Source organism: Lentzea aerocolonigenes, from assembly GCF_000974445.1.
GTDB classification, from domain to species: domain Bacteria; phylum Actinomycetota; class Actinomycetes; order Mycobacteriales; family Pseudonocardiaceae; genus Lentzea; species Lentzea aerocolonigenes.
In genome coordinates, this window is the sequence record NZ_BBOJ01000010.1 from 216,922 (window position 1) to 235,094 (window position 18,173).

Sequence of the window (18,173 nt, forward strand, 5' to 3'; positions counted from 1 at the left end):
TCACCTCTTGCTCGGCCTCGGCCCGTACTTCTCCAACCCGACTTTCTCGGGCACGCCGAGTCCGCCCTTGCCGATCGGGCTGGCGAGCTCCCATTTCCCCTCTACCGGCAGATTGTCCGAAGAGTAGGCGACGAACTGCGGCGATATCTCGCGGTCGTACGCCGTGCTCTGCCAGTAGTCGCGGTTCGCGATGTCCTTCAACTTGTCGGCGACCTCGTACGAGGCCGACTCCGCGCGGACGATGACCTTGAGGTTCAGCTGCTGACCGGAGTCGATGCCGTGCACGTACTCGTAACTCGCGTCGGCCACCTCTGGCTGCTCTTTCCAGTCCGCCACGATCTCCTTGCCGAGTTCGTCCACGTCCTCGTAGTACTGCACGAAGACATTGCATCCGGTCAGCAGCCCGATCAGCAGGAAGACCGCGCCCACCACACCGATCATGCGCCTTGGCACGTTCAATTCACTCCCTCCCGCTTCACGTGATAGGTCAGCGTCGTGGACTTCGGCCCGCCCTGGGTGAACACCTCCGCGCTGTCGAGGAACCTCCGGACCGACGGGTCCGAGCTCTGGTCGAGTTGTCCTGCGACCGCGACGTAGTTCTGGTCGACACGTGGCTTGTTCGGGTTCTGCTCGTCGTACCGGTAGCCGCCGATGTCGTGATTACCACCCACCGAACCGGTCTGGTTCTCGAAGGTGACTGTCGTGCGGTTCGCGGTGTTCGGATTGTCGCCGGCGTCGAGGTGCGGCACGATGTCGCCCTTGTTCTCCAGCGACAGCATCTGCACGTTGCCGGGGATGTCGATCCGCCCGACCGGGGATCCGGCGGTGACCACGTGCGTCACGTTGTACCCGCCCGAGATGAGGTCGTTGGTGGACTGGGCGGCGACGATGCCGCCCTGGCTGTGACCGACGAGCATCACCGGGACACCGGTTCCCTGCGCGCCGGCCTCGTGTAGCGCCTTCTCGATGCCTTGCTGCAGAACGGTTCTGTTGCCTGCCATCGCGTCGATGTTGACACCGGAGTCGTTGGCGCTCTTGGGATCCCATGGCGCGTTCCAGTCCTTAGTGCCTGGGATGTCGACGATGTAGCCGATCGGCTTGTCGTTGGCGTCCTTGACGACCCTGACGTCGATGTTGCTCGGTTCCCCGTTTCTTGGTCTGTTGCGCTCGTCCAGACCCAGCAAGATGTCGTGCAGATTGTGCGGTGCTGTGTTGGGGTGACTCGCGACAGGATCGAGATCCGCCGTGCCGTCCGCGTAGGTGGCGGCCAGCAAATCCAACGTGGTGGCCAGATCAACGGGTACGCCGAGCGAGGACAGCATGCCGGGCGACATGCCGATCAGGGTGTCGACCATGCCAGGGTGGTCGACCAGCCACTTCTGCCAGTCACCGTCGTAGTTGGCGTAGACGTCCGCGGCGATCGCGGTGCCTGACCCCAGCGCGGCCACGACAGTGCCGCCTGGTACCGAAGCGACCGCCAGACCTGCCATCCAGCGCGAGGCATCGAGGCCTCGGGCGGCGAGCTCGTCCGCGGCCTCGTAGGCCAATTTCGTGGCGCGAAGGGCATCGCCGCGCAGGCCGATGGCTGCGGACGTGGCGGTGAGACCGGTCGGTCCGTCGAGCGCCATGGCCATGGCCGCCTCGAACTTCGCCACCCCGGACGGATTCAGCAGAGCCGATGCAAGTACGTCAGGCTCAGCGAGGAACTTGTGGCCGGCCACGGCGGTCTTCAGCGTGTCACCGGCAACCTCATCGGTGAGGGCGCTCATCGCCACGAGATCCTCGCCCTTGGCGCGGAACCCGTCGGCGCCGCCGCTGACTTGGATGTCGGCGACAGGGGCGATCCCCACGTTGCTGCGATCTACCGACTTATCGGGTACCGCGACGTTGTCGGGCATTACAGAGCTCCTGCCACTGCCGGGGCGATCCACGTGCCCAGATCCTCACGAGCAGCCGGTTGCAGCCGCACCATCCGACGCCCGGAGCCGTCCGGCTCCGGTTCGAGGCCGCTCCAGCCACCGTCGGTGTGCACCCAGCTGACCTGAGACGTCATCCCGTTACGGCCGATGACGAGACACCGCAACGCCCCATCTGTCTCGGCCGCCACCTGCTGAGCGAGTGCCGCCTCCCCGCCGAACAAGTTCAACCTCGCCACCACGGCGGCCGGACCGCCGGGGTCGACATCGCGGAACAGCCGGGCGGCGCCCATCTCCTGCAACGCCGCCAGCGGCAGGCGGCCACGCAACGGGGTCTGTTCTGGTCCTCCTCCGCCCAAGCGTGACTCGATCCCAGCGTTGGTGTCCTGACTCTCGGGTGGAACGGCCCGGATCAGTTCCTTGCCCAGATCCGCCGAGGCGAACATCGACATCTCCACCGCGCCGTCGCCAAGCTCGAACAGCGACGCGCCCAACGGGCCGGAGATCGCGTGCATGCTGTGCAGCCCCTCGCCGTCGATCTCCGCGACCGTGTCCAGCATGACCATCGGCAACGTCAAGATCTCCAAGTTCTTGATCACCGACCGATGCACCTCGCCGCCCACTCCGTCGACCACCCGCTTCTTGATCAGCCCCGCCTCGGCAGGGCCGATGTCTGCGGACGGCATCCAAGCGGGTGGCAATTCGACGCCTGTGCGCTCGACTAGATACGCGAGCTCGCCCGCGGTCAGCACGAGCCGATGCGGTGCCGGGGTCACGCGGGCACCCCCTGTCCACGCAGGTACTCGCCAGCCTCGAGCCACGCCTTGTCGCCTGCCGGCGGCAGGTTGTCCGGCCCCCACTTCCACCCCGTCCACGGCGGCTGGGGAGGCTGCGGCGGCTGACCACCTCCAAACCCCAGCGCGTCCGCGACACCGTTTGCGAAATCCCGAGCGGCCTGGTTGAACGCGTCGACCGCACGGTTGAACCTGTCAATCGCACTGGTGAACCAGCCGACCACGGCCTCAGAGATCCGCTTGATCATCGCGATCAACTCACGGACTTCCTGCGCGTGCCGCCGCAGCAGCGCGGCAGCCTCGGTCAACCCGTCCGCAGCCTTCTCCAGCTGCCGTTTGTCCCCGCCGACTGTCTCCCGGCAGCGCTCGGCCGCGACCGAATGCCACTCCATCTTCCGCGCGTCGTCGTCGAGCTTCTTGGCACGATCCCGCACACCATCAGCGCGTTTCTCGATCTCGCCCGCGATCCGATCCAGCTCGTCCGGGTTCCCGTACATGCCCTCCACCCCTCACTCACAGCGAGCGAATCATGACAGGTGGTGGATGTGCACGCCCTTCACCCGGAATTGCGTGCTTCTACCTATCCCCGATGCCAACGCCGCACGCGATCTACTCACGGACCGTAGTGATCAACCCCTCAAATAGGGCAACTCGTCCTGTAACGCTCCGTAGAGCACAGGTCGACTGGCAGTATGACCGCCGGTCACGCACCGTGGGAGCGGTGTTCGGGGAGGGAAGATCCACGTGTCAGGGGAGATCGTCTGCTCGTTCGTCGAACTCGACGTGCTGGGAGTGGCACTTAGGCTCGATGTCCGGCAGTTTCCATTCTCGATTCCGCACTTCGCTGTCGAAGCAGAGGAGCGGCTGAGGTTGGGGCAGGCAGCGCAGGATGGCCTGACCGCACGAGGGCTGATCCGCGGGAATGATTTTGCCTCCGAGCTTGTGCAGGTGCTGAGCGTGTACGCGCGTGGACGGGTAGCCATCGCCATGCGCGGTGTCACCGGTCAGGAGCAGGATCTCGCCCTCGCAGTGATCGATGATCATGCTGGCGTGCTGGCAGTTCAGCAGGGAGCGGCGCTGCGGTTCGAACTGACACAGCCTGATTCGGTCATCCGCAGGCTCGTCGGGCTGTTGCCACCTCAGTCCGCAGGACCGGGCACCTCGGTCACCGTGACCGCCAAAGCCGCACCGGCCGCGCGGCGCCGGGTCGAGGAGGACTTCTCCGAGTTCACGTTCACCTCGACCGTGCGAGCCGTAGGGCATTCGCCCGCCGCACAACGTGCGGCAGCCGAGGACATCCTGCGCCACCCACGGCTGGGCGGTGGCGACTTCCTCGTCACTGTCCGCGGGCGCAACAGCCGACAGAGCACTCCGATCGCGATGAACTGGCTGGACACCCAAGCAGGCCGCTACGCCATCCTGAACACCACCGATCGCGACGGACGGCTTCAGGCGACCTACACGCCCGCCGACCTCGCCGCACTCGACCGGCATCTGACGCACATTGTGAGGTCGGTGGCGTGAAAGAACTGACACCGTCGGCTACGCGCCGGAATCACCGGACACGGTGAGCAACCACTTGCTAACGTTGGGACACCTGTCAGGGAGGGGCAGTCGTGACTGACTTCTGGTCGAGCGCGACAGGCTTTGGCGACGCGCTGAACAGCCTGAAGGCCGCAGGCGCGGCCGGCGGCTGGGCCATCAATGAATCCGGAGGTCAGGCGCTGATCAGTGCGGCAACAGATCTCTACGACGAACTCGGCGAGCACTTGGCTGATGCGAGGCGCCTGGGCCAGGAGCTGCCACTCGGGACAACTCCGGCAGCTCAGGTCTACAAGCCGTACCAGGCGACGGTCGCGACTGATCAGCACCAGGGCCTGATTCCGGTGCTGACGAAGCTGCGTGAGGAAGCCCTCGAGTTCAGGACCGAAGTCGAGAAGGCCATGGCCGCCTACGAGTCGACGGACGAGAGCAGCCAGCAGGGCATCAAGAAGGCCGGCGGACCCGCCGCGTGAAGACTGAAGGAATGCAGTGACATCTCGCATTGCCATGATCACCCTGGCGGTAGGCGCTGCGGTGACTCTCAGCGCGTGTTCGGGCGGACCGTCGACCGGAACGCCCCGTCCTGCGACTGAGACGACCACAACGACGTCCACCAGTGCTGGCAAGGACACCACCTCGCTGGCGGAGACCGACCCCTGCAGTCTGCTGACTAGCAGCGAAGCATCCGAACTGGGTGCCTCTGGAACGCCGAAGCGGGAGAAGGTCGGAACCGCAGACGTGTGCAAGTGGCGCAAACCAGGTGAAGGCAACTTCGATGTGAGCGTCCGCGCGAACCTCGGATTGGCGGAGGTAAAGCCCGACGGTGGCCAAATCGCTGATCTGACCGTGGGAAGCCGCAAAGCAAAGAAGGTCAGCGGCGACGGATCCGGCGTCTGCATCATCGCCCTCGACGTCTCATCGTCGTCGCGAGTTGATGTTTCAGCGCTCGGACGACCGAATGAGGACTCGTGCCCGGTGGCGTTGAAGCTCGCTGAATTGGTTGATCCCAAGTTGCCGTGAGGCGCTTGTCCTGACTGTGATTGAAGGGTGCAGGGGATGAACGAGGGGCCACGCGGTCAGTCCGGCGACGTCTATTCGCGGTATGGGCTGCAGCGTCACGGCGAAGCACAGACCGTTCATCAGATCCATGAACAGGTCGCTGCGCTGAACGATGCGACGCACGGGCCACTCATCGGCCCCCTGATGGCCGCCCTGCAGGGTAATGGCCAGGTGGACGATTTGCTGGATGGGCAGGCCGTGAACCTGCGCAACCAGGGCGTGTCGATCCGTCAAGCCCCGGCCGCGCCTGGCGTGCACTACCTCGGGATTCCGCACCAGCAACTGCACGAGATGGTCAACAACGGCGTCGATCCCGGCACGGTGGGCGCGGCTGGCGACACCTACACCCAGATCGGCAACAAGCTCACCGCGTTCCAGGATCGGATCGCCAGCGCGATCGGTAGCAGCGAGGTCGACTGGAGTGGCAAAGCCGCCGACCAAGCCCGCAATGCGGTCGCTGGTCTGGGCAACAAGGCCTCCGAGGCCGGGACGGCGGCCCAGCTCGCGGGCACGTTGATCACGCAGCAGTCGCGGGCGTTGAGCACCGCGAAGTCCACGGTGCCGCCGCCACCGGCAGTGCCGTATGACCCCGCGGCGGCGAACGCCAGGCGGATGGCCATTACCGACCCGATCCTGCTCTCCCAACAAGTTGCGGCCGACATGGCCTCGTTCCAGGAGCAGAAGCAGCAGCACGAGGACGCGGCGCGAGCGGTGGAAACCTACGACCGCACGGTGACGCAGACCGCGGCCGCGCAACCTGCGTTCGCGCCGGCTCCTCCGGCGCCACAGCCGCAGCCCCAGCCGCAACCCGAGCCCCAGCCGCGGCCTCCGATCGGTATCGGCGACTCGGATGGCCGTGTACGTACGCCACCACAGCAGGTTGGCGACACGACCAATCCGGCGTGGACCGCGCCGCCAGTCACCAACACCAGTGGAAACACCACAAACACCAGCGGCCTGGGTGGCGGCCAGAACCACCTTGGACTGGGCGGCAATCAGGTCGGCGACAGCAACACCAACCGCGGCGGAGGTCTTAACCAAGGATCCCTGCCTGGTCCTGTGCCGGGTGACAAGGGCGCCGGTCGGACCAGTGGGCCTGGTGGTACGGGCACTGGCCGGGGTAGTACTGGTACGGGTGTGGGCGGCGGACGTATGCCCGGCGGTACCGGTGTCGGCAATCCCAATGCGGCAAAAGGATTTAGTCCAGGTGGGTCCTCCGGTGTGCTGTCCGGTGAGGGCACGACAGGCCGTGGTGGCGCGGGTACCGGTGGCTCAGCAAGTGGTCGTGGCGGAGCATCTGCTGGCGCGATGGGTGCAATGGGAGCCGGCGGTGCGAAGGGCAAGGGTGAAGAGGATCTCGAACGGACTACGCCGTCGTATCTGCTGGAACCGGACCCGGACGAGACCTTCGGCAACGACGAAATGGTTGCACCGCCGGTGATCGGTGACTGGAGCGACCAATAGGTCCGTCGTCTGCCGGCCGCAACGTTGCGTCCGCGAGTGGCCGAGACTCGTGTCCTGGTCAGCCACGCAGCGCTTGAAGAACGGCGTCAGCCACGACTGCGAACCTAGGTGTCGTGGCTGTGAGCGGTGAGGTGATCCAGCGCAGGTGGTGCTGTCCGTACTTGCTGGGCGGCAGATCAATCGAACGACCAGACCGGATGTGGTCGACGCCTCGCACAGCCAGCTCGGGGAGCGTCGGCCCAACGTGGACCTTTGTGATGAAGGCCCAACGGACCCCGTGTTCGTCGGACGACTCGAAGACCGGAACCGACTGACCCAACAGGTTCCATGCACGAGTGGCGAGTTCCCTTGGCATGTCAAGGGCCTCGACTTCACGTCCAGCGATTAGCCAGACGCCCGAGCCGTACACACCAACCATCCAACCGAGATCGTCCTGATAGGACTGTGCAGCCGATTCGACCTCTGTCTGCGGTCCTTCGAGTCCGCCGATTCCCAACCGGGTCATGAGGATTCGCCTTGCACAGGAGCCGATTCGTCCAGTGGTACAAGAGGCACCTCAAGGTCACGGCAGAGAAGCAGCTTGTGTGCTTCATTCGCACACCCGCTGGCTGACAGGGCCTCCCCAAGACGAGTGATCACGGCCTTCGACTGTTCAGCGTCCAGGCTGTTCTGGTCGAGAGAGCGGACGATCGCGTCGTAGCCCTTGACCTCCGCCTTCTCCTCGATGAAGAGGGCGGAGTTCTCGTTCAGCAGATACACCAACGGCTCGTACTTGGCGGAAAGCAGTTGGGTGAACGGCCCACGTATGCCCGCGTGAGCTCCCGCCGCCGTGGGCAGGATCCGGATGGTGATGTTCGAACGCACCGACATGCGCAACAGGTGGTGAACCTGCTCGGTGTGGACATCGTGACCACCGACCGGCAGGTGCAACGCGAGTTCATGGATGAAGAAGGTGCTCTGCCGGTCCCGGTGCATGACGGCATGTTGCATTTCCAGCCCTGCCTTCTCACGCTCCTGCAGTTCCCCAGCAGGTGCGTTGGGGGAGGCAATGATCACCGCACGCCTGTAGGCGACCGTCTGGAGGAGGTCCGGCACCACGTGCGGCTGCCAGCCGATCAGCGTCTTGGCCGCCAACAGGTTTTCGACGAACGTACGGATGCGGACGGGAGCAATTGCTCCGTACTGCTGCCACCAACCTTTGACGTGCGTCTTGGGAAAGAGCGCCAGGAGATGGTCACGTTCAGCAGCAATCGTGCGGCAGATGCCGAGCAGGACGGCAAGCTCGACCTCAGTGAAGCCACCCTTGCCGTTCAACAGGCTGGAGAGCTTGGCCTCGTCGCAGTCCAGCAGCTCGGCCGCTGCACGCGAGGAGAGTCCCGCGCTTGACACGGCTGCTCGCAGTCCATCACCGAATTCGCGGCCTCTCGCCGTGGAGAATTTCTTTGGCATTGCGGAATTCCCTGCATCAGCTGGAGATTTGTCGCACCCAGGTGGACCACAGCAAACCTCTCCAGCACTGTCCACACCAGCTCACACTTGCCGTAGCGATGTGACACAGATGTCGCACCCAGACCACGTCAACTGCAGGAACGTCCACAGAAAGCCACAGTAACCCGATTGGGTGCAGCTTCGTGCTCCAAGCAGTCGACCTCACCGGTTGGGATCAGATCCCCAGCAGATCAGACAAAACCGTTGCGGGCCAGCAAATCCTTCAGTAGCCAGCCAAGTCCAGTCTCGCCATCTCCTCGTATCGGTACGCCCGCTCTTCGCGGCGCAGCTCCACAAGTGAGGCAGCCACGACGGAAGTCGACACGGGGCTGAGTGCCCGCAGCCGGCCCACCAGCGGCAGCAGACTAGAAACCGGTACGGTCTGGTTGCAGTACGCGATGCTCACGTGCGGCCGAAAGTTCGGCGTCTGCATGCGATCCATGTCATCGAACACGTCCGCAGTTGCCTCCGCCAACGTGCGATGCAGCTCCAGCAAGGGCAGCCATGGTGCGACCGTGAACCGGATAGCGCCACGCGAACCAGCCAGGGGACCAACCTCGAGGCCAAACGGCGCCAACTTCTTGCACTTCACCTTGGCGATCTCCACGAGACGGTCCACAGTGTCCTGTGCCGTCTCGTCAGCGAAGGCCACGCGCCCGATGGTGAGGTGTAGTGCGTCCAGTGGCACGGGATCAAAGTCAGGCCGGACCAGCTCGGCCTGACACCGACTGGCCAGGTCCTGTACAACCAGGTCTTCGTGAAAGGACAGCATCCAGTGATACGACCGGCGCCCTTCAACCCAACCCGGTCGATCCCAATGGTTTTGCATGAAGTCAACCTGGGAGAACGCCTGCCAGTCGTGCGCCCGCAGTACCTCTGCGTTCTCCAAATCGGCCGGCAAGTCCAGCGGGAACGTCACCGACCGACCGCCTTCATCGGCTTCTGCCACTCACACACTGCTTCAAGGAGAGTCGATCCAGTCTGTGCAGATCCTCGTTGTCGGAGACTGCCTGCAAGCTCCTTGGCCCGCATCGCAACAGAGGCGATCGGCTTCGAGGCCGAAAACTCAAGCGCCTCCATACCCACGACGGCCGCGTGCTCGAGATCGGCACGGGCGGGCATGGTCAGGGCCGTTGCCTCGTCCAGCTTGATGAGCGAACGGCTCCAGTCGGAGTCCGAAGCCTCGACAACGGGCTCCAGCTCCTTGGTCAACTTCAGCACCTGCGCGTAGTCCCCGATGGCGAGGCACGCTGTTGCGGCGTTGGCCGCGGTGCGCGCCCAGCCGTACGGCTCAAGGTCGATGCACGACGTCATGCCGACCGGGCCGTCCGCACGTTCAACGGTGTCGAAAGCGTCGCCCAAGGCTCGTTGGACTGTCTTCCGGTCTCCGAGCTTGCCAGCGGCCCGAGCCACACCGTTCGACAACAGTCGGATGCGCTGCCGTCCCTGACCAGCAAGCTCCACACCGGCTTCAGCCAGATCAAGAGCCTCCTTGTAGCGTTTGCGGTAGTAGGCCGCGAAGCTCTGAGTGCCTCTGACCCACGCCAGCATGGCGTTGTCGTTCAGTGCGGTTGCGAGCAACGCAGCTTCAAGCGCGAAGTCTTCGGCGTCGCTGAACTTGCTGAGGTTGACGGACATGTACGCCAGCAGCGCGGCCTGCTGAGCACTCAACCGGGTCAGAGCCGTTCGGTCGGCATCTGTCGACACACGCGCCCCGAGTTGCTGGCTGAGCCGACGAAGACTCGACAATTCCGGGGCGAGGCGTTGCGGTCCCTCCTGCTCGTACCGAGCGATGATGCCCTTGGTGTAGGTGCTGGCTGTGGCCAGAGTCTGGCTCGGACCAAGCACGTCGATCAGTCCGGCAGTCGGATGAGCCGGCGGCACGGAAATCCCGTGCGCCAAGGCTGCCGGAACCTCGTCCGCCGCATCTGAGCGGGTAAGGACGGCGGCAAGTTCCCGGTTGGTGACACCGAGAGCCCGCGCCAGACGCGGTTGAGTGAGTGGTTCCGGCACCGAGCGACCGCTCTCCCAGCGCCACACCGCGCTGCGATCGGCTCCTACCTCCGCAGCCAACGACTCCTGCGTGAAACCCGCAGCCTTGCGCAGGTTCACGAGGTCGTGCCGTTGCGCCACATCCGCCTCCCCGGCTCCCATTCAATTTCCTGCGTCGATCCTATAGGCGACCGCCTGAAGAACTGCGGTTCCGTCAAAGACTCTTCATTTTCACCCGATCGGGCCATCAGTGCGTTTTTGCTGCTCAACGGGCCTGGATGCGGCATACATGGCACATCGGCACGGAATCAACGACGTGGTTCGTTCATCGAGATCGGTTTTCGCTGGATCGCGACCGTCAACGACGTAACGAAGGTGATCTGGCATGAGCCGCTGCTACAAATGGCAACCCCACGACGGCGCTCGGCACGCAATACCTCGAGAGCTCGCTATCAACCACGTGGGCCAGACCTTGTGCCATCTCGAAGTTACGGCACAGTCGGACACGTGGCCAGATGACGCGCGATGCTGGCCGACCTGCCACGAGTGCGATCTGGCTTGGAGGGCACACGAGCAGATCCTGCCGTGGCCCCGACGCGGGAGCGGATCCGCAGCCATGACGACACTGTCCGCTCGTCGGTGAACCATGAGGATCGCTGACAGGGTTGCGAAGGACAACCGCCTGTCGTGGAAACGCAAGGGTGGCATCGTCCTCGCAACGTTCCTGGAACGCGTCGGCACCGAGCACACAGTGGCACGGCTCCTGGAGTTGACTCAGCTCGCCGACTCCGATGTGCTCAACCAGCTGCGCCGGTTCGCCAAGGCGGGCGTGCTGAGCCGACGCACAGATCTGGAAGTGTTCCCTGCTGAGGACCACTTCTGGCTGACGCAGGAACGAGTCCTTTGCGCGCGTGCACGTCTGCAACAAGCCGACGACGGCGACTTCAGAGAGTTGGCCGGTGAACGCGGGCTCGACATCGACCGCGCCTTGGGTGACTTCTCCACGCAACAGCCATACCCCGTGGCGCTCGGCAAGGCTCTGCGTGATGCCCGAATCGCATTCGGGTGGAGTCAAGCCGAGGTCGCCACGGAGGTTCCATCTGTGTCAGGCCCAAGACTGTCCCAAGTGGAAAACGGCCATGCGCTGCCGACACTGATCGTGCTGGCCGAACTCGCGCTCCTGTACACGGTCGATCCGGTCGACCTGCTCGTGCGTGCAGCGTGCCACTCCAAGCCTGACAAACAGGTTCAGGCCTTGAAGATCGCCGAGCCGACGTTTCGCGCGGTGCTCACGCACAAGTTCGCAGAGCGGCGGTTCCGTGAGCTGGCGCGGACGAAGCCGCACCAACACAAGTAGTCACAACGCATCGTGTGGCTGTTCAGGCTCGTGGCTGACCGATTGAGCACCACTGGTTTCCAGGCGGACCGGTGAGATTCGGTGGCGTGGTGACGTAGTAGGCGTTCACGACCTTGTACTGCCCATCCTTGAAGAAGGGCGTCTGGCCCCACGGCGGGACGCAGGACGTGCCGGTACTGCCCTGGTCCCAGTGGAACTTGATGAGGATGAAGTTGTCGCCGCAGTGGTAGTAGTAGCCGGTCAGCTCGCCTCGTGGCGGGCTGATCTCGTAGAAGCCGCAGTAGCGGGGCATGACCGAAGCTGACGCGTCGTCACTTGTGTCGACCGTGCCGACCGCTGTCGCGGCGAGGAGCATGCCTGCCGCGCTGAGCGCACGTGCGAAATTTGCCTTCATGAGCCGTCTCCTCCACTGAAGTGGTTGGTGTACTCCAGTTTCGGAGAGTCCACAGCGGACGGACAAGGTGTCTTCTGTATCGCGCTGAGCACGAGACAGAAGACGGTCTACGGCAGAGGTTCGAGATAGAGCCGCCCGCCCGCCTGGAGAACCTTGGCGACGAGCACATCGTTCGCCGCTTGCATCGCCGCTACGACCTGGGGCGCGTCCGCTGGTGCGTAGCGAAGTGCGGCGACAAGGAAGACGATCTCGTCGTCTGGCCGGGAGAGGCGTGGTGTGCTGATGCGGTCGGTGCGCAACGGGTAGGCCAGGACGAGGCCGAAGTCGCTGTACAAGTCGGCGCCGAGTTCGCCCTCGATGTGGCGGAGCAGGTCGACTGCAGCGTTGCTGGGCAGGAGCATGTTGCACCACGGGTGCGGTGAGTCCCACAAGCCGACGTCGCGGAGCAGAGGCTCGCCGTCGGCGAGGCGGTTGACGAAGTCCCAGAAACTTGTGGTCCGGGAATCGACGTCACGGAACGCGAGGCCGTCGAGGCGGCCGTGTCCGACAGAGACTCCGGTGAACGTGACCGCTTCCAGTTCGGCGACACGTTGGCCGTCGCGGATCTTGAGCTGCCCTTCGACGTAGTCGAAGACCCCCGCGTTGACGAGGTGCTGCTGGTCGGCGACGAGGTGGTCGACGGTGTCGTAGTGGAGTTTGTGCCACGTCACGGTGTTCGGAGCGGGCACGAGGCGCAGAGTAGCGCGGGTGATGATGCCGTGGCGGCCCCGGCCGGCGCGCACCGCGTCGAACACCTCGCGGTTGTCGTCCGGGCCGCAGGAGACGATGGCACCGCTGGGCGCAACGACGTCGAGGCAAAGGACGTTGTCGGTCTGCGCGCCGTGGTGGTGGCTCGCGCCGCCGAGGCCTCCGACCGACAGAGTGCCGCCGACGGAAAGTTCGAGGTAGTCGGTGAGGACCGGTGGTGTCAGGCCGTGGGGCAGTGTCGCGCGCAGTACGTCGCTCCACCGTGCACCGGCGTCGACGATCACGCGGTCGGGCCGGACTTCGTGAATGTCGTTGAGCTGGTTCATGTCCACGACCACCCCGCCAGGCGTCTGAGCCTGGCCGCTGGTCGAGTGGCCTTGGCCGCGGGGCACGACCTGCAGGCCATGCCTGTGGGCGTAGCGGATCACCGTGCTGATGTCGGCTGCGTTGGCGGGTCGCAGCACGGCCGTGGGCGGGTGGTGCACAACGCCGCCGTAGTCGCGGGCGGCCCAACGCAATGTGGCCTCGCCGAGGTCGAGTGTGCCAATCAGTTCGGGCAGGTCCACAAACGCTTGGGGCACTTACCGGTCCTCCTTCAAGCTGTTGATCACTTGCTGACGCAGCTGTGTCGCGGTGGGCTCGTTGTTGCCGTTGAGTAGCTCGGCGGCGGCCGACCACGCCTGGTGGGCGGCATGCTGGTTGCCGCGGTCGGCTTGCAGATCACCGATACGGCTGTGGACGTGGGCCTGACTCCACATATCGCCGACATGGCTGAAGGTTTCGAGGGCGTCGCCCAGGTGCCGTAGCGCGATGTCGTACTCGCCGGTGGACTCGCCGAGCCCGGCGAGCAGAAGGGACGCACATCCCGACGACATAAAGTCCTGCCCGTCGTCGAGTGTCTTGCGGACGAGTGCGAGCAGCTCCCGTGCTTCGGCGATCGCACCGAGCGCGGCCCGCGCCATCGCAAGGTGTGCGGTAGCGACAGCGTGCTCCCACTGATCGTCGGCGTCGTCGCTGATCCGACGGGCGGTCTCGCACTGCTCGATCGCGCTGTCGTAGTCGCCGAGCTGACAGTGAGCCCGTCCGAGGCCGACATGGCAAGCGGCGATACCGCTGCGATCGTCCAACTCGGCGCGGATGGTCATCGCCTCCCGGTACAGCGTGATCGACGAGGCGGCGTCGCCCGCGTCAATGCCGGCATCACCCAGCGTCTCCAGCATCCACGCCTCGGCGTCGCGGTGCCCACCCTGGAGCGCCATGGCGAGCGCGTCCTTGAGCGCTGGGACCCACCAGGACCAGGCGCGGCGATGGAAGAGCATCTCGTTGATCACCACCGGCAGGTAGGCGACGGTGGTGATGCCCCATTGCGCGCCGAGCCGCACCAGCCGGACGAGCAGCCGCAGCTCCTCTTCGAACCAGCGGAGGGCATCGGCTGACCGACGGAATGTCAACGTTGTCAACTTGTCGCGCGGCAGGTCGAGCGGCCGTCTTGGCCGGGAGGGCCACAGCAGCCGTGTCGCCGCCGCTCCGGTGCTTAGGCAGGAGTCGATGAGCCGCTCGAGCGCGGCGACGTTGTCCTCGCGTGAGTTGTGCTCGAGGGCGAGTTCGTGGGCGTAGGAGCGGACGAGGTCGTGCATCACGAACTCGTCCTTCGGGGTCAGCTCGATCAGATGCACGCTGGCCAGCGCGGACAGGTAGCCCAGCGCGAATTCCGGCGGGAGCTCGGTGAGGGCGGCGGCGGCCTCGATGCGGATGGGCCCGCCGGGGTGCAGCCCGAACAGCCGGAACGTGGCCGCCATCTTGGGTGGCAGCCCGTCGTGGGAGTAGGACAGCACCGTCCGCACCGCAAGGTTGTCGTCGACGGCGAACACGTCGAGTGGCTGACGCCGGGTGAGCTCGTCGGCCAGTGCGCTCAACGGCGTGTTGCGCTTGAGGTTGGCGCGTTCCGCCGCGATGCGCAGTGCGAGCGGGAGCCGTCCAGCTCGGTCGGCGATGACACGCGCCGCGGCAGGATCGACGTCGAGCCGCGGGCCGACCACCGACCGAAGCAGTTCGTGCGCCTCGTCGGCGCTCATGGGCGGCACGGTGAGGCGAACGGCGCCCTCGTGCACGACCGCGCTGGACAACTGGTTGCGGCTGGTGATCAACGCGAGTGACGTCGCCGAGCCCGGCAGCAGCGGACGGATCTGCTCGGCGTCGAACGCGTTGTCCAGCACCACCAAGGTGCGGGTGCCCTCCAGCAGAGTGCGGTACAGGGCCGCTCGTGCGCTGAGATCAGTCGGGATCTCCGATGGTGTGACACCGAGCGAGAACAGGAACGCGCCGAGCACGACCGCGGGATCTTCAGGTGGGCCTGCGGCGTAGCCGCGCAGGTCGGTGAACAGCACGCCGTCCGGGAAGTCCGAGGCGATCTCGTGTGCCCAAGTGACCGCGAACGCGGTCTTGCCCACGCCGGCCGAGCCGTCAAGGGCGATGACACCCGCGTGCACGGCCAGCGCGGCGCGCGCTTCGGCGAGTACGTCGTGGCGGGGCACGAAGCCTCGCACGGCCGCCGGCAGCTGTGCTGGGCGCGGCCGGTCGCGTGTCGTCCGGGCGCGAGGGATAGGCACGACCAGTTCGGCGAGGCTGCCATCGGCTCCCAATGCCTCGTCGATCGCCGCCGCGATCTCCGGGCTGGGCATGCCGCGGTTGTGCTCGAGGTTGCCGAGGTAGCTCCTGCTGACCATGGACTCATCGGCGAGCTGGCGCAGCGACTTTTTGCGTTTGTCGCGCAGCAGTCGCATTTGCTCACCGAACGTTCTGGTTGGTTGTGCGGCCATATTCCTTTCTCCACCCCTGGTCGTTTGGATGTGGTGTCTTCTGGTGTCTTCTGTTCAGCTGAAGACAGCTACCCCCTAGCGATTCCCCCTCGAACCTGTCAACACTGGTCGTGTTCAACCGACTACACATGGTTGGAAACAGCAGGTCCAAGGAGGTGAGGGTATGCGGAACACTCGTTGCTTCGTCACGCATTCCGAGCAACCAGGCATAGGAAGTCACCCGGTCGAACGACGACTTTCGTCGATCATCCGAGGCGAATTCGCATTCCGCGCTCGCCATGGGAGGAGCAATGTCGCTCTGGCTGACCTATGGCCTTCTCGGCGCGATTGCGGGCCCAGTCGTCACCGTTGTTGGCAGTTGTGTGGCACTGCGCGAACCGCTGTCCTGGAGCCTGGCCGTCCGAGGCGACCCGGTGGCGATGCTCGCGGCCAGTGCGCTGCTGAGTGTCGTGCTGGTCGAGGTGGCCGAGCGGCGGCCCGCGGCAGCGGGCGCGGTCTCGTGGCTTGTGATCTTGGGCTTGCTGCTCACGCTGATCGACTGGGCGTGTCACCGGCTTCCCCAGGTCCTCGTCGGCACGCTGCTCGGCGGTGGCCTGATCCAGCTCGGTCTCTCTGCACTAGTCCAGCCCGACGGTGCCGGACGTGTGCTGCGGGCCGTCTGTGCTCTCGCGGTGGTCTTCGCGGTCGCGGTAACGATGGCGTTGGTGTCCCCGCAGGGGTGGGGTGCCGGGGACGTCACGCTGGCGGCCACGGTCGCGTTCTTCCTCGGCTGGTTCAGCTGGTGGCACGTGGTCATCGGGCTGGGCCTGGCGCTCATGCTCGGCGCAGTCACCTTCGGAGTGTTGCGCCTGATCGGGGTCTATCGGCGCGGGCTGCTGATTCCCTTCGGGCCAGCGCTGATCTTCGCACCGGTCTGCACGATCCTGCTGAGGTAGCGGACTCCGCCGGACGCACCAAACCCGCAGAGAAGAAAGCTTCCATGATCCCGCACGGAGCACGGGCGACACCGCAACATGAGCTCGCGTTGTGCACTCCTGTCGCACTCGCCGCACTCCCCAACAACTTGCGCCCAGACACCCGCTTCGCCCTGGGCGCGCCGGCCGAGGTGGACCCCATCCCCCCTTCGGGGTTCACCTCGGCACCACTGCTCACGTTCCCGGTTTGGAGGCCGCGGTGAACCTCACGAAGAAGGCTTTGGCCGCAGCAGGTGCGGTGCTCCTGCTCGGCGCGTGCGACACACCGGTCGCCACCACGACCAATGCGCCCGTACCAACTCAAACACCGTCCTCTGTGGCCTCGGCCGCCGATGTTGCTCGCGACAAAGCCCTTGCCGCGTATAAACAGATGTGGGGCGACTTCACCGCCGCTGGCAAGACCTCGGATTGGCAGTCCCCTGGATTGCGCCAGCACGCAACGGGCATCGCCTTGGACAAGCTCTCCCAGAGCTTGTACGGCGACGACTACCGAGGCCTTGTCACCAAAGGCAATCCGATCCTGAACCCGTCCGTGGCCACAGCGGAACCATCGAATGATCCGAAGACGATCGTCATCACCGACTGCGGCGACTCGACGAACTGGCTGAAGTATCGCAAGGACAACGGTGCGCTTGCCGACGACAAGCCTGGTGGCCGCCACCTGATCAACTCCACCGTGGAGAAACAAGCCGACGGGTCGTGGAAGGTGTCCGACTACGGCGTGCACGACGTGGGGTCGTGTTGAGCCATGCGACGCATACTCATCGCCACGGTGGCTGGACTCGGCGCAGTGTTGGTGAACTTGCCCGAGCCGGCTCACGCCGACAACGGCTGGGGCAACACAACATGCAGCCAAGCTCCTTCGCCTGACTGCAACGTCGTTGCCGGAAACCGGCCCAACCGCCCGGCAATCGACCCCCAGCCCACGCGGCCCGGAGTGAACGACGGTGCCGACCACTCCGACGGCGAGTTCGGCTGCCGCTACGTGCCGGTGGACTATCCCGCACCGAGCGGGCCAGTGCCGGAACCTGGCGGCTGGTTCATGGTGTTGTGCAGTCCCGACGGCAAGGACCCGGACTCGCACGGTCCGGTGTGGGTTCCGGCCGGCGCGACCGCACCGACGGTGAGCCCGGAGCAGGTCGCACAGACGGCACGCAAACAGCTGCAGCTGCCGTCCCCGTCCATCGCCGCGAGCCCGTCCGGTACGCAGCTGGTGCGGGTGCCGACGTGGCTGTGGTTGTCTGGTGGTTGGTCGCAGTCGTCCGCGACCGCGTCGGTTCCGGGTGTGTCGGTGACGGCGACCGCGTCGCCGGTGGCGGTGAGCTGGTCGATGGGCGACGGGCACACCGTGACCTGCAGTGGACCTGGCACCCCGTATCAGGCCGGCGGGGACCCTAAAGCGAGCTCGCCGGACTGCGGGCACACCTATCTCCGGTCCTCCGCCCGCGAACCTGCACAGGTGTTCGCCGTGTCGGCGACCGTGCGGTGGACGGTCACGTGGTCCGGCGCCGGTCAAACCGGCACCTTCCCGGACCTGACCACCACGAGCACCGCGACGTTCCGGGTCGCCGAGTCACACGCCCTGAACAACGCGACCCGCTGACACCCAACTGCACCGCCCATCCGG

The 18,173-nt window shown here is 65.4% G+C and carries 20 protein-coding genes; 9 read left to right on the forward strand and 11 right to left on the reverse strand.

Translation table 11 applies throughout. The features are described 5' to 3' along the window. From AOM45_RS20585 to AOM45_RS20600, 4 genes are read right to left on the reverse strand one after another with little or no spacing between them, the layout of a single operon-like run. Complete coding sequence (locus AOM45_RS20585) at positions 1-453, reverse strand: hypothetical protein (RefSeq protein WP_156093971.1); 453 nt, start codon at positions 451-453, stop codon at positions 1-3. A 2-nt stretch (positions 454-455) separates the two neighbouring features. Next, positions 456-1,850: a lipase family protein gene (locus AOM45_RS20590; RefSeq protein WP_059362628.1), complete on the reverse strand. Its 1,395-nt coding sequence runs from the start codon at positions 1,848-1,850 to the stop codon at positions 456-458. Positions 1,851-1,897: 47 nt separating this feature from the next. Beyond that, positions 1,898-2,692 (reverse strand): hypothetical protein, encoded by a 795-nt coding sequence (locus tag AOM45_RS20595; protein ID WP_156093969.1) that lies wholly within the window; start codon positions 2,690-2,692, stop codon positions 1,898-1,900. Beyond that, positions 2,689-3,207 (reverse strand): WXG100 family type VII secretion target, encoded by a 519-nt coding sequence (locus AOM45_RS20600; protein WP_030469136.1) that lies wholly within the window; start codon positions 3,205-3,207, stop codon positions 2,689-2,691. Before AOM45_RS20600 ends, AOM45_RS20595 begins: the two co-directional genes overlap by 4 nt. A gap of 247 nt (positions 3,208-3,454) precedes the next feature. Between AOM45_RS20600 and AOM45_RS49670 the strand changes: the two genes are divergently transcribed. From AOM45_RS49670 to AOM45_RS51005, 4 genes are all read left to right on the forward strand, one after another. Next, entirely contained in the window at positions 3,455-4,234 is a 780-nt protein-coding gene (locus AOM45_RS49670) for an ESX secretion-associated protein EspG (RefSeq protein WP_162185685.1), read from the forward strand. Between the two features lie 92 nt (positions 4,235-4,326). Beyond that, on the forward strand, positions 4,327-4,725 hold the full coding sequence (locus AOM45_RS20615; protein WP_030469133.1) for a hypothetical protein: 399 nt from the start codon (positions 4,327-4,329) through the stop codon (positions 4,723-4,725). 16 nt (positions 4,726-4,741) lie between these two features. Further along, positions 4,742-5,272, forward strand: coding sequence for a DUF3558 family protein (locus tag AOM45_RS49675; RefSeq protein WP_156093968.1), 531 nt, complete (start codon positions 4,742-4,744; stop codon positions 5,270-5,272). Between the two features lie 36 nt (positions 5,273-5,308). Further along, positions 5,309-6,775, forward strand: coding sequence for a PPE domain-containing protein (locus AOM45_RS51005; protein WP_156093967.1), 1,467 nt, complete (start codon positions 5,309-5,311; stop codon positions 6,773-6,775). Between the two features lie 58 nt (positions 6,776-6,833). On the opposite strand, the gene AOM45_RS51010 is transcribed toward AOM45_RS51005, so the two are convergent. From AOM45_RS51010 to AOM45_RS20640, 4 genes are all read right to left on the reverse strand, one after another. Next, positions 6,834-7,280 carry a hypothetical protein gene (locus AOM45_RS51010; protein WP_156093966.1) on the reverse strand — a complete coding sequence of 149 codons (447 nt, stop codon included), beginning with the start codon at positions 7,278-7,280 and terminating at the stop codon, positions 6,834-6,836. After that, a complete protein-coding gene (locus AOM45_RS20630; RefSeq protein WP_156093965.1) occupies positions 7,277-8,224 on the reverse strand; it encodes a helix-turn-helix domain-containing protein in 948 nt (315 codons plus the stop codon). Before AOM45_RS20630 ends, AOM45_RS51010 begins: the two co-directional genes overlap by 4 nt. Before the next feature lie 262 nt (positions 8,225-8,486). Next, positions 8,487-9,212 (reverse strand): 2'-5' RNA ligase family protein, encoded by a 726-nt coding sequence (locus AOM45_RS20635; protein ID WP_156093964.1) that lies wholly within the window; start codon positions 9,210-9,212, stop codon positions 8,487-8,489. After that, positions 9,179-10,417 (reverse strand): helix-turn-helix domain-containing protein, encoded by a 1,239-nt coding sequence (locus tag AOM45_RS20640; protein WP_051783899.1) that lies wholly within the window; start codon positions 10,415-10,417, stop codon positions 9,179-9,181. The genes AOM45_RS20635 and AOM45_RS20640 overlap by 34 nt, the downstream gene beginning before the upstream one ends. Positions 10,418-10,640: 223 nt before the next feature. Here AOM45_RS20640 and AOM45_RS49680 point away from each other — a divergent pair, with 223 nt between their 5' ends. Next, positions 10,641-10,898 carry an HC3 family zinc finger protein gene (locus tag AOM45_RS49680; RefSeq protein WP_081902275.1) on the forward strand — a complete coding sequence of 86 codons (258 nt, stop codon included), beginning with the start codon at positions 10,641-10,643 and terminating at the stop codon, positions 10,896-10,898. A gap of 3 nt (positions 10,899-10,901) precedes the next feature. Continuing rightward, the gene (locus AOM45_RS20645) at positions 10,902-11,612 is read left to right on the forward strand and encodes a helix-turn-helix domain-containing protein (RefSeq protein ID WP_030469127.1); all 711 of its coding nucleotides are present in this window, start codon (positions 10,902-10,904) and stop codon (positions 11,610-11,612) included. 22 nt (positions 11,613-11,634) lie between these two features. Here AOM45_RS20645 and AOM45_RS20650 read toward each other — a convergent pair whose 3' ends face one another. The 3 genes from AOM45_RS20650 to AOM45_RS20660 all read right to left on the reverse strand — a co-directional run bounded on the left by AOM45_RS20650 (position 11,635) and on the right by AOM45_RS20660 (position 15,536). Then, entirely contained in the window at positions 11,635-12,006 is a 372-nt protein-coding gene (locus AOM45_RS20650; RefSeq protein WP_156093963.1) for a DUF6355 family natural product biosynthesis protein, read from the reverse strand. Between the two features lie 107 nt (positions 12,007-12,113). Then, complete coding sequence (locus AOM45_RS20655) at positions 12,114-13,334, reverse strand: FAD-binding protein (protein WP_081902274.1); 1,221 nt, start codon at positions 13,332-13,334, stop codon at positions 12,114-12,116. Next, complete coding sequence (locus AOM45_RS20660; RefSeq protein ID WP_030469124.1) at positions 13,335-15,536, reverse strand: tetratricopeptide repeat protein; 2,202 nt, start codon at positions 15,534-15,536, stop codon at positions 13,335-13,337. Between the two features lie 326 nt (positions 15,537-15,862). Between AOM45_RS20660 and AOM45_RS20665 the strand changes: the two genes are divergently transcribed. The 3 genes from AOM45_RS20665 to AOM45_RS20675 all read left to right on the forward strand — a co-directional run bounded on the left by AOM45_RS20665 (position 15,863) and on the right by AOM45_RS20675 (position 18,149). Next, positions 15,863-16,507: a prepilin peptidase gene (locus AOM45_RS20665; RefSeq protein ID WP_162185684.1), complete on the forward strand. Its 645-nt coding sequence runs from the start codon at positions 15,863-15,865 to the stop codon at positions 16,505-16,507. 238 nt (positions 16,508-16,745) lie between these two features. Further along, positions 16,746-17,291: a hypothetical protein gene (locus tag AOM45_RS20670; protein ID WP_236703774.1), complete on the forward strand. Its 546-nt coding sequence runs from the start codon at positions 16,746-16,748 to the stop codon at positions 17,289-17,291. 192 nt (positions 17,292-17,483) lie between these two features. Continuing rightward, positions 17,484-18,149, forward strand: a complete 666-nt coding sequence (locus tag AOM45_RS20675) for a hypothetical protein (protein WP_236703775.1) — start codon at positions 17,484-17,486, stop codon at positions 18,147-18,149. The last annotated feature ends 24 nt before the right edge of the window (positions 18,150-18,173 follow it).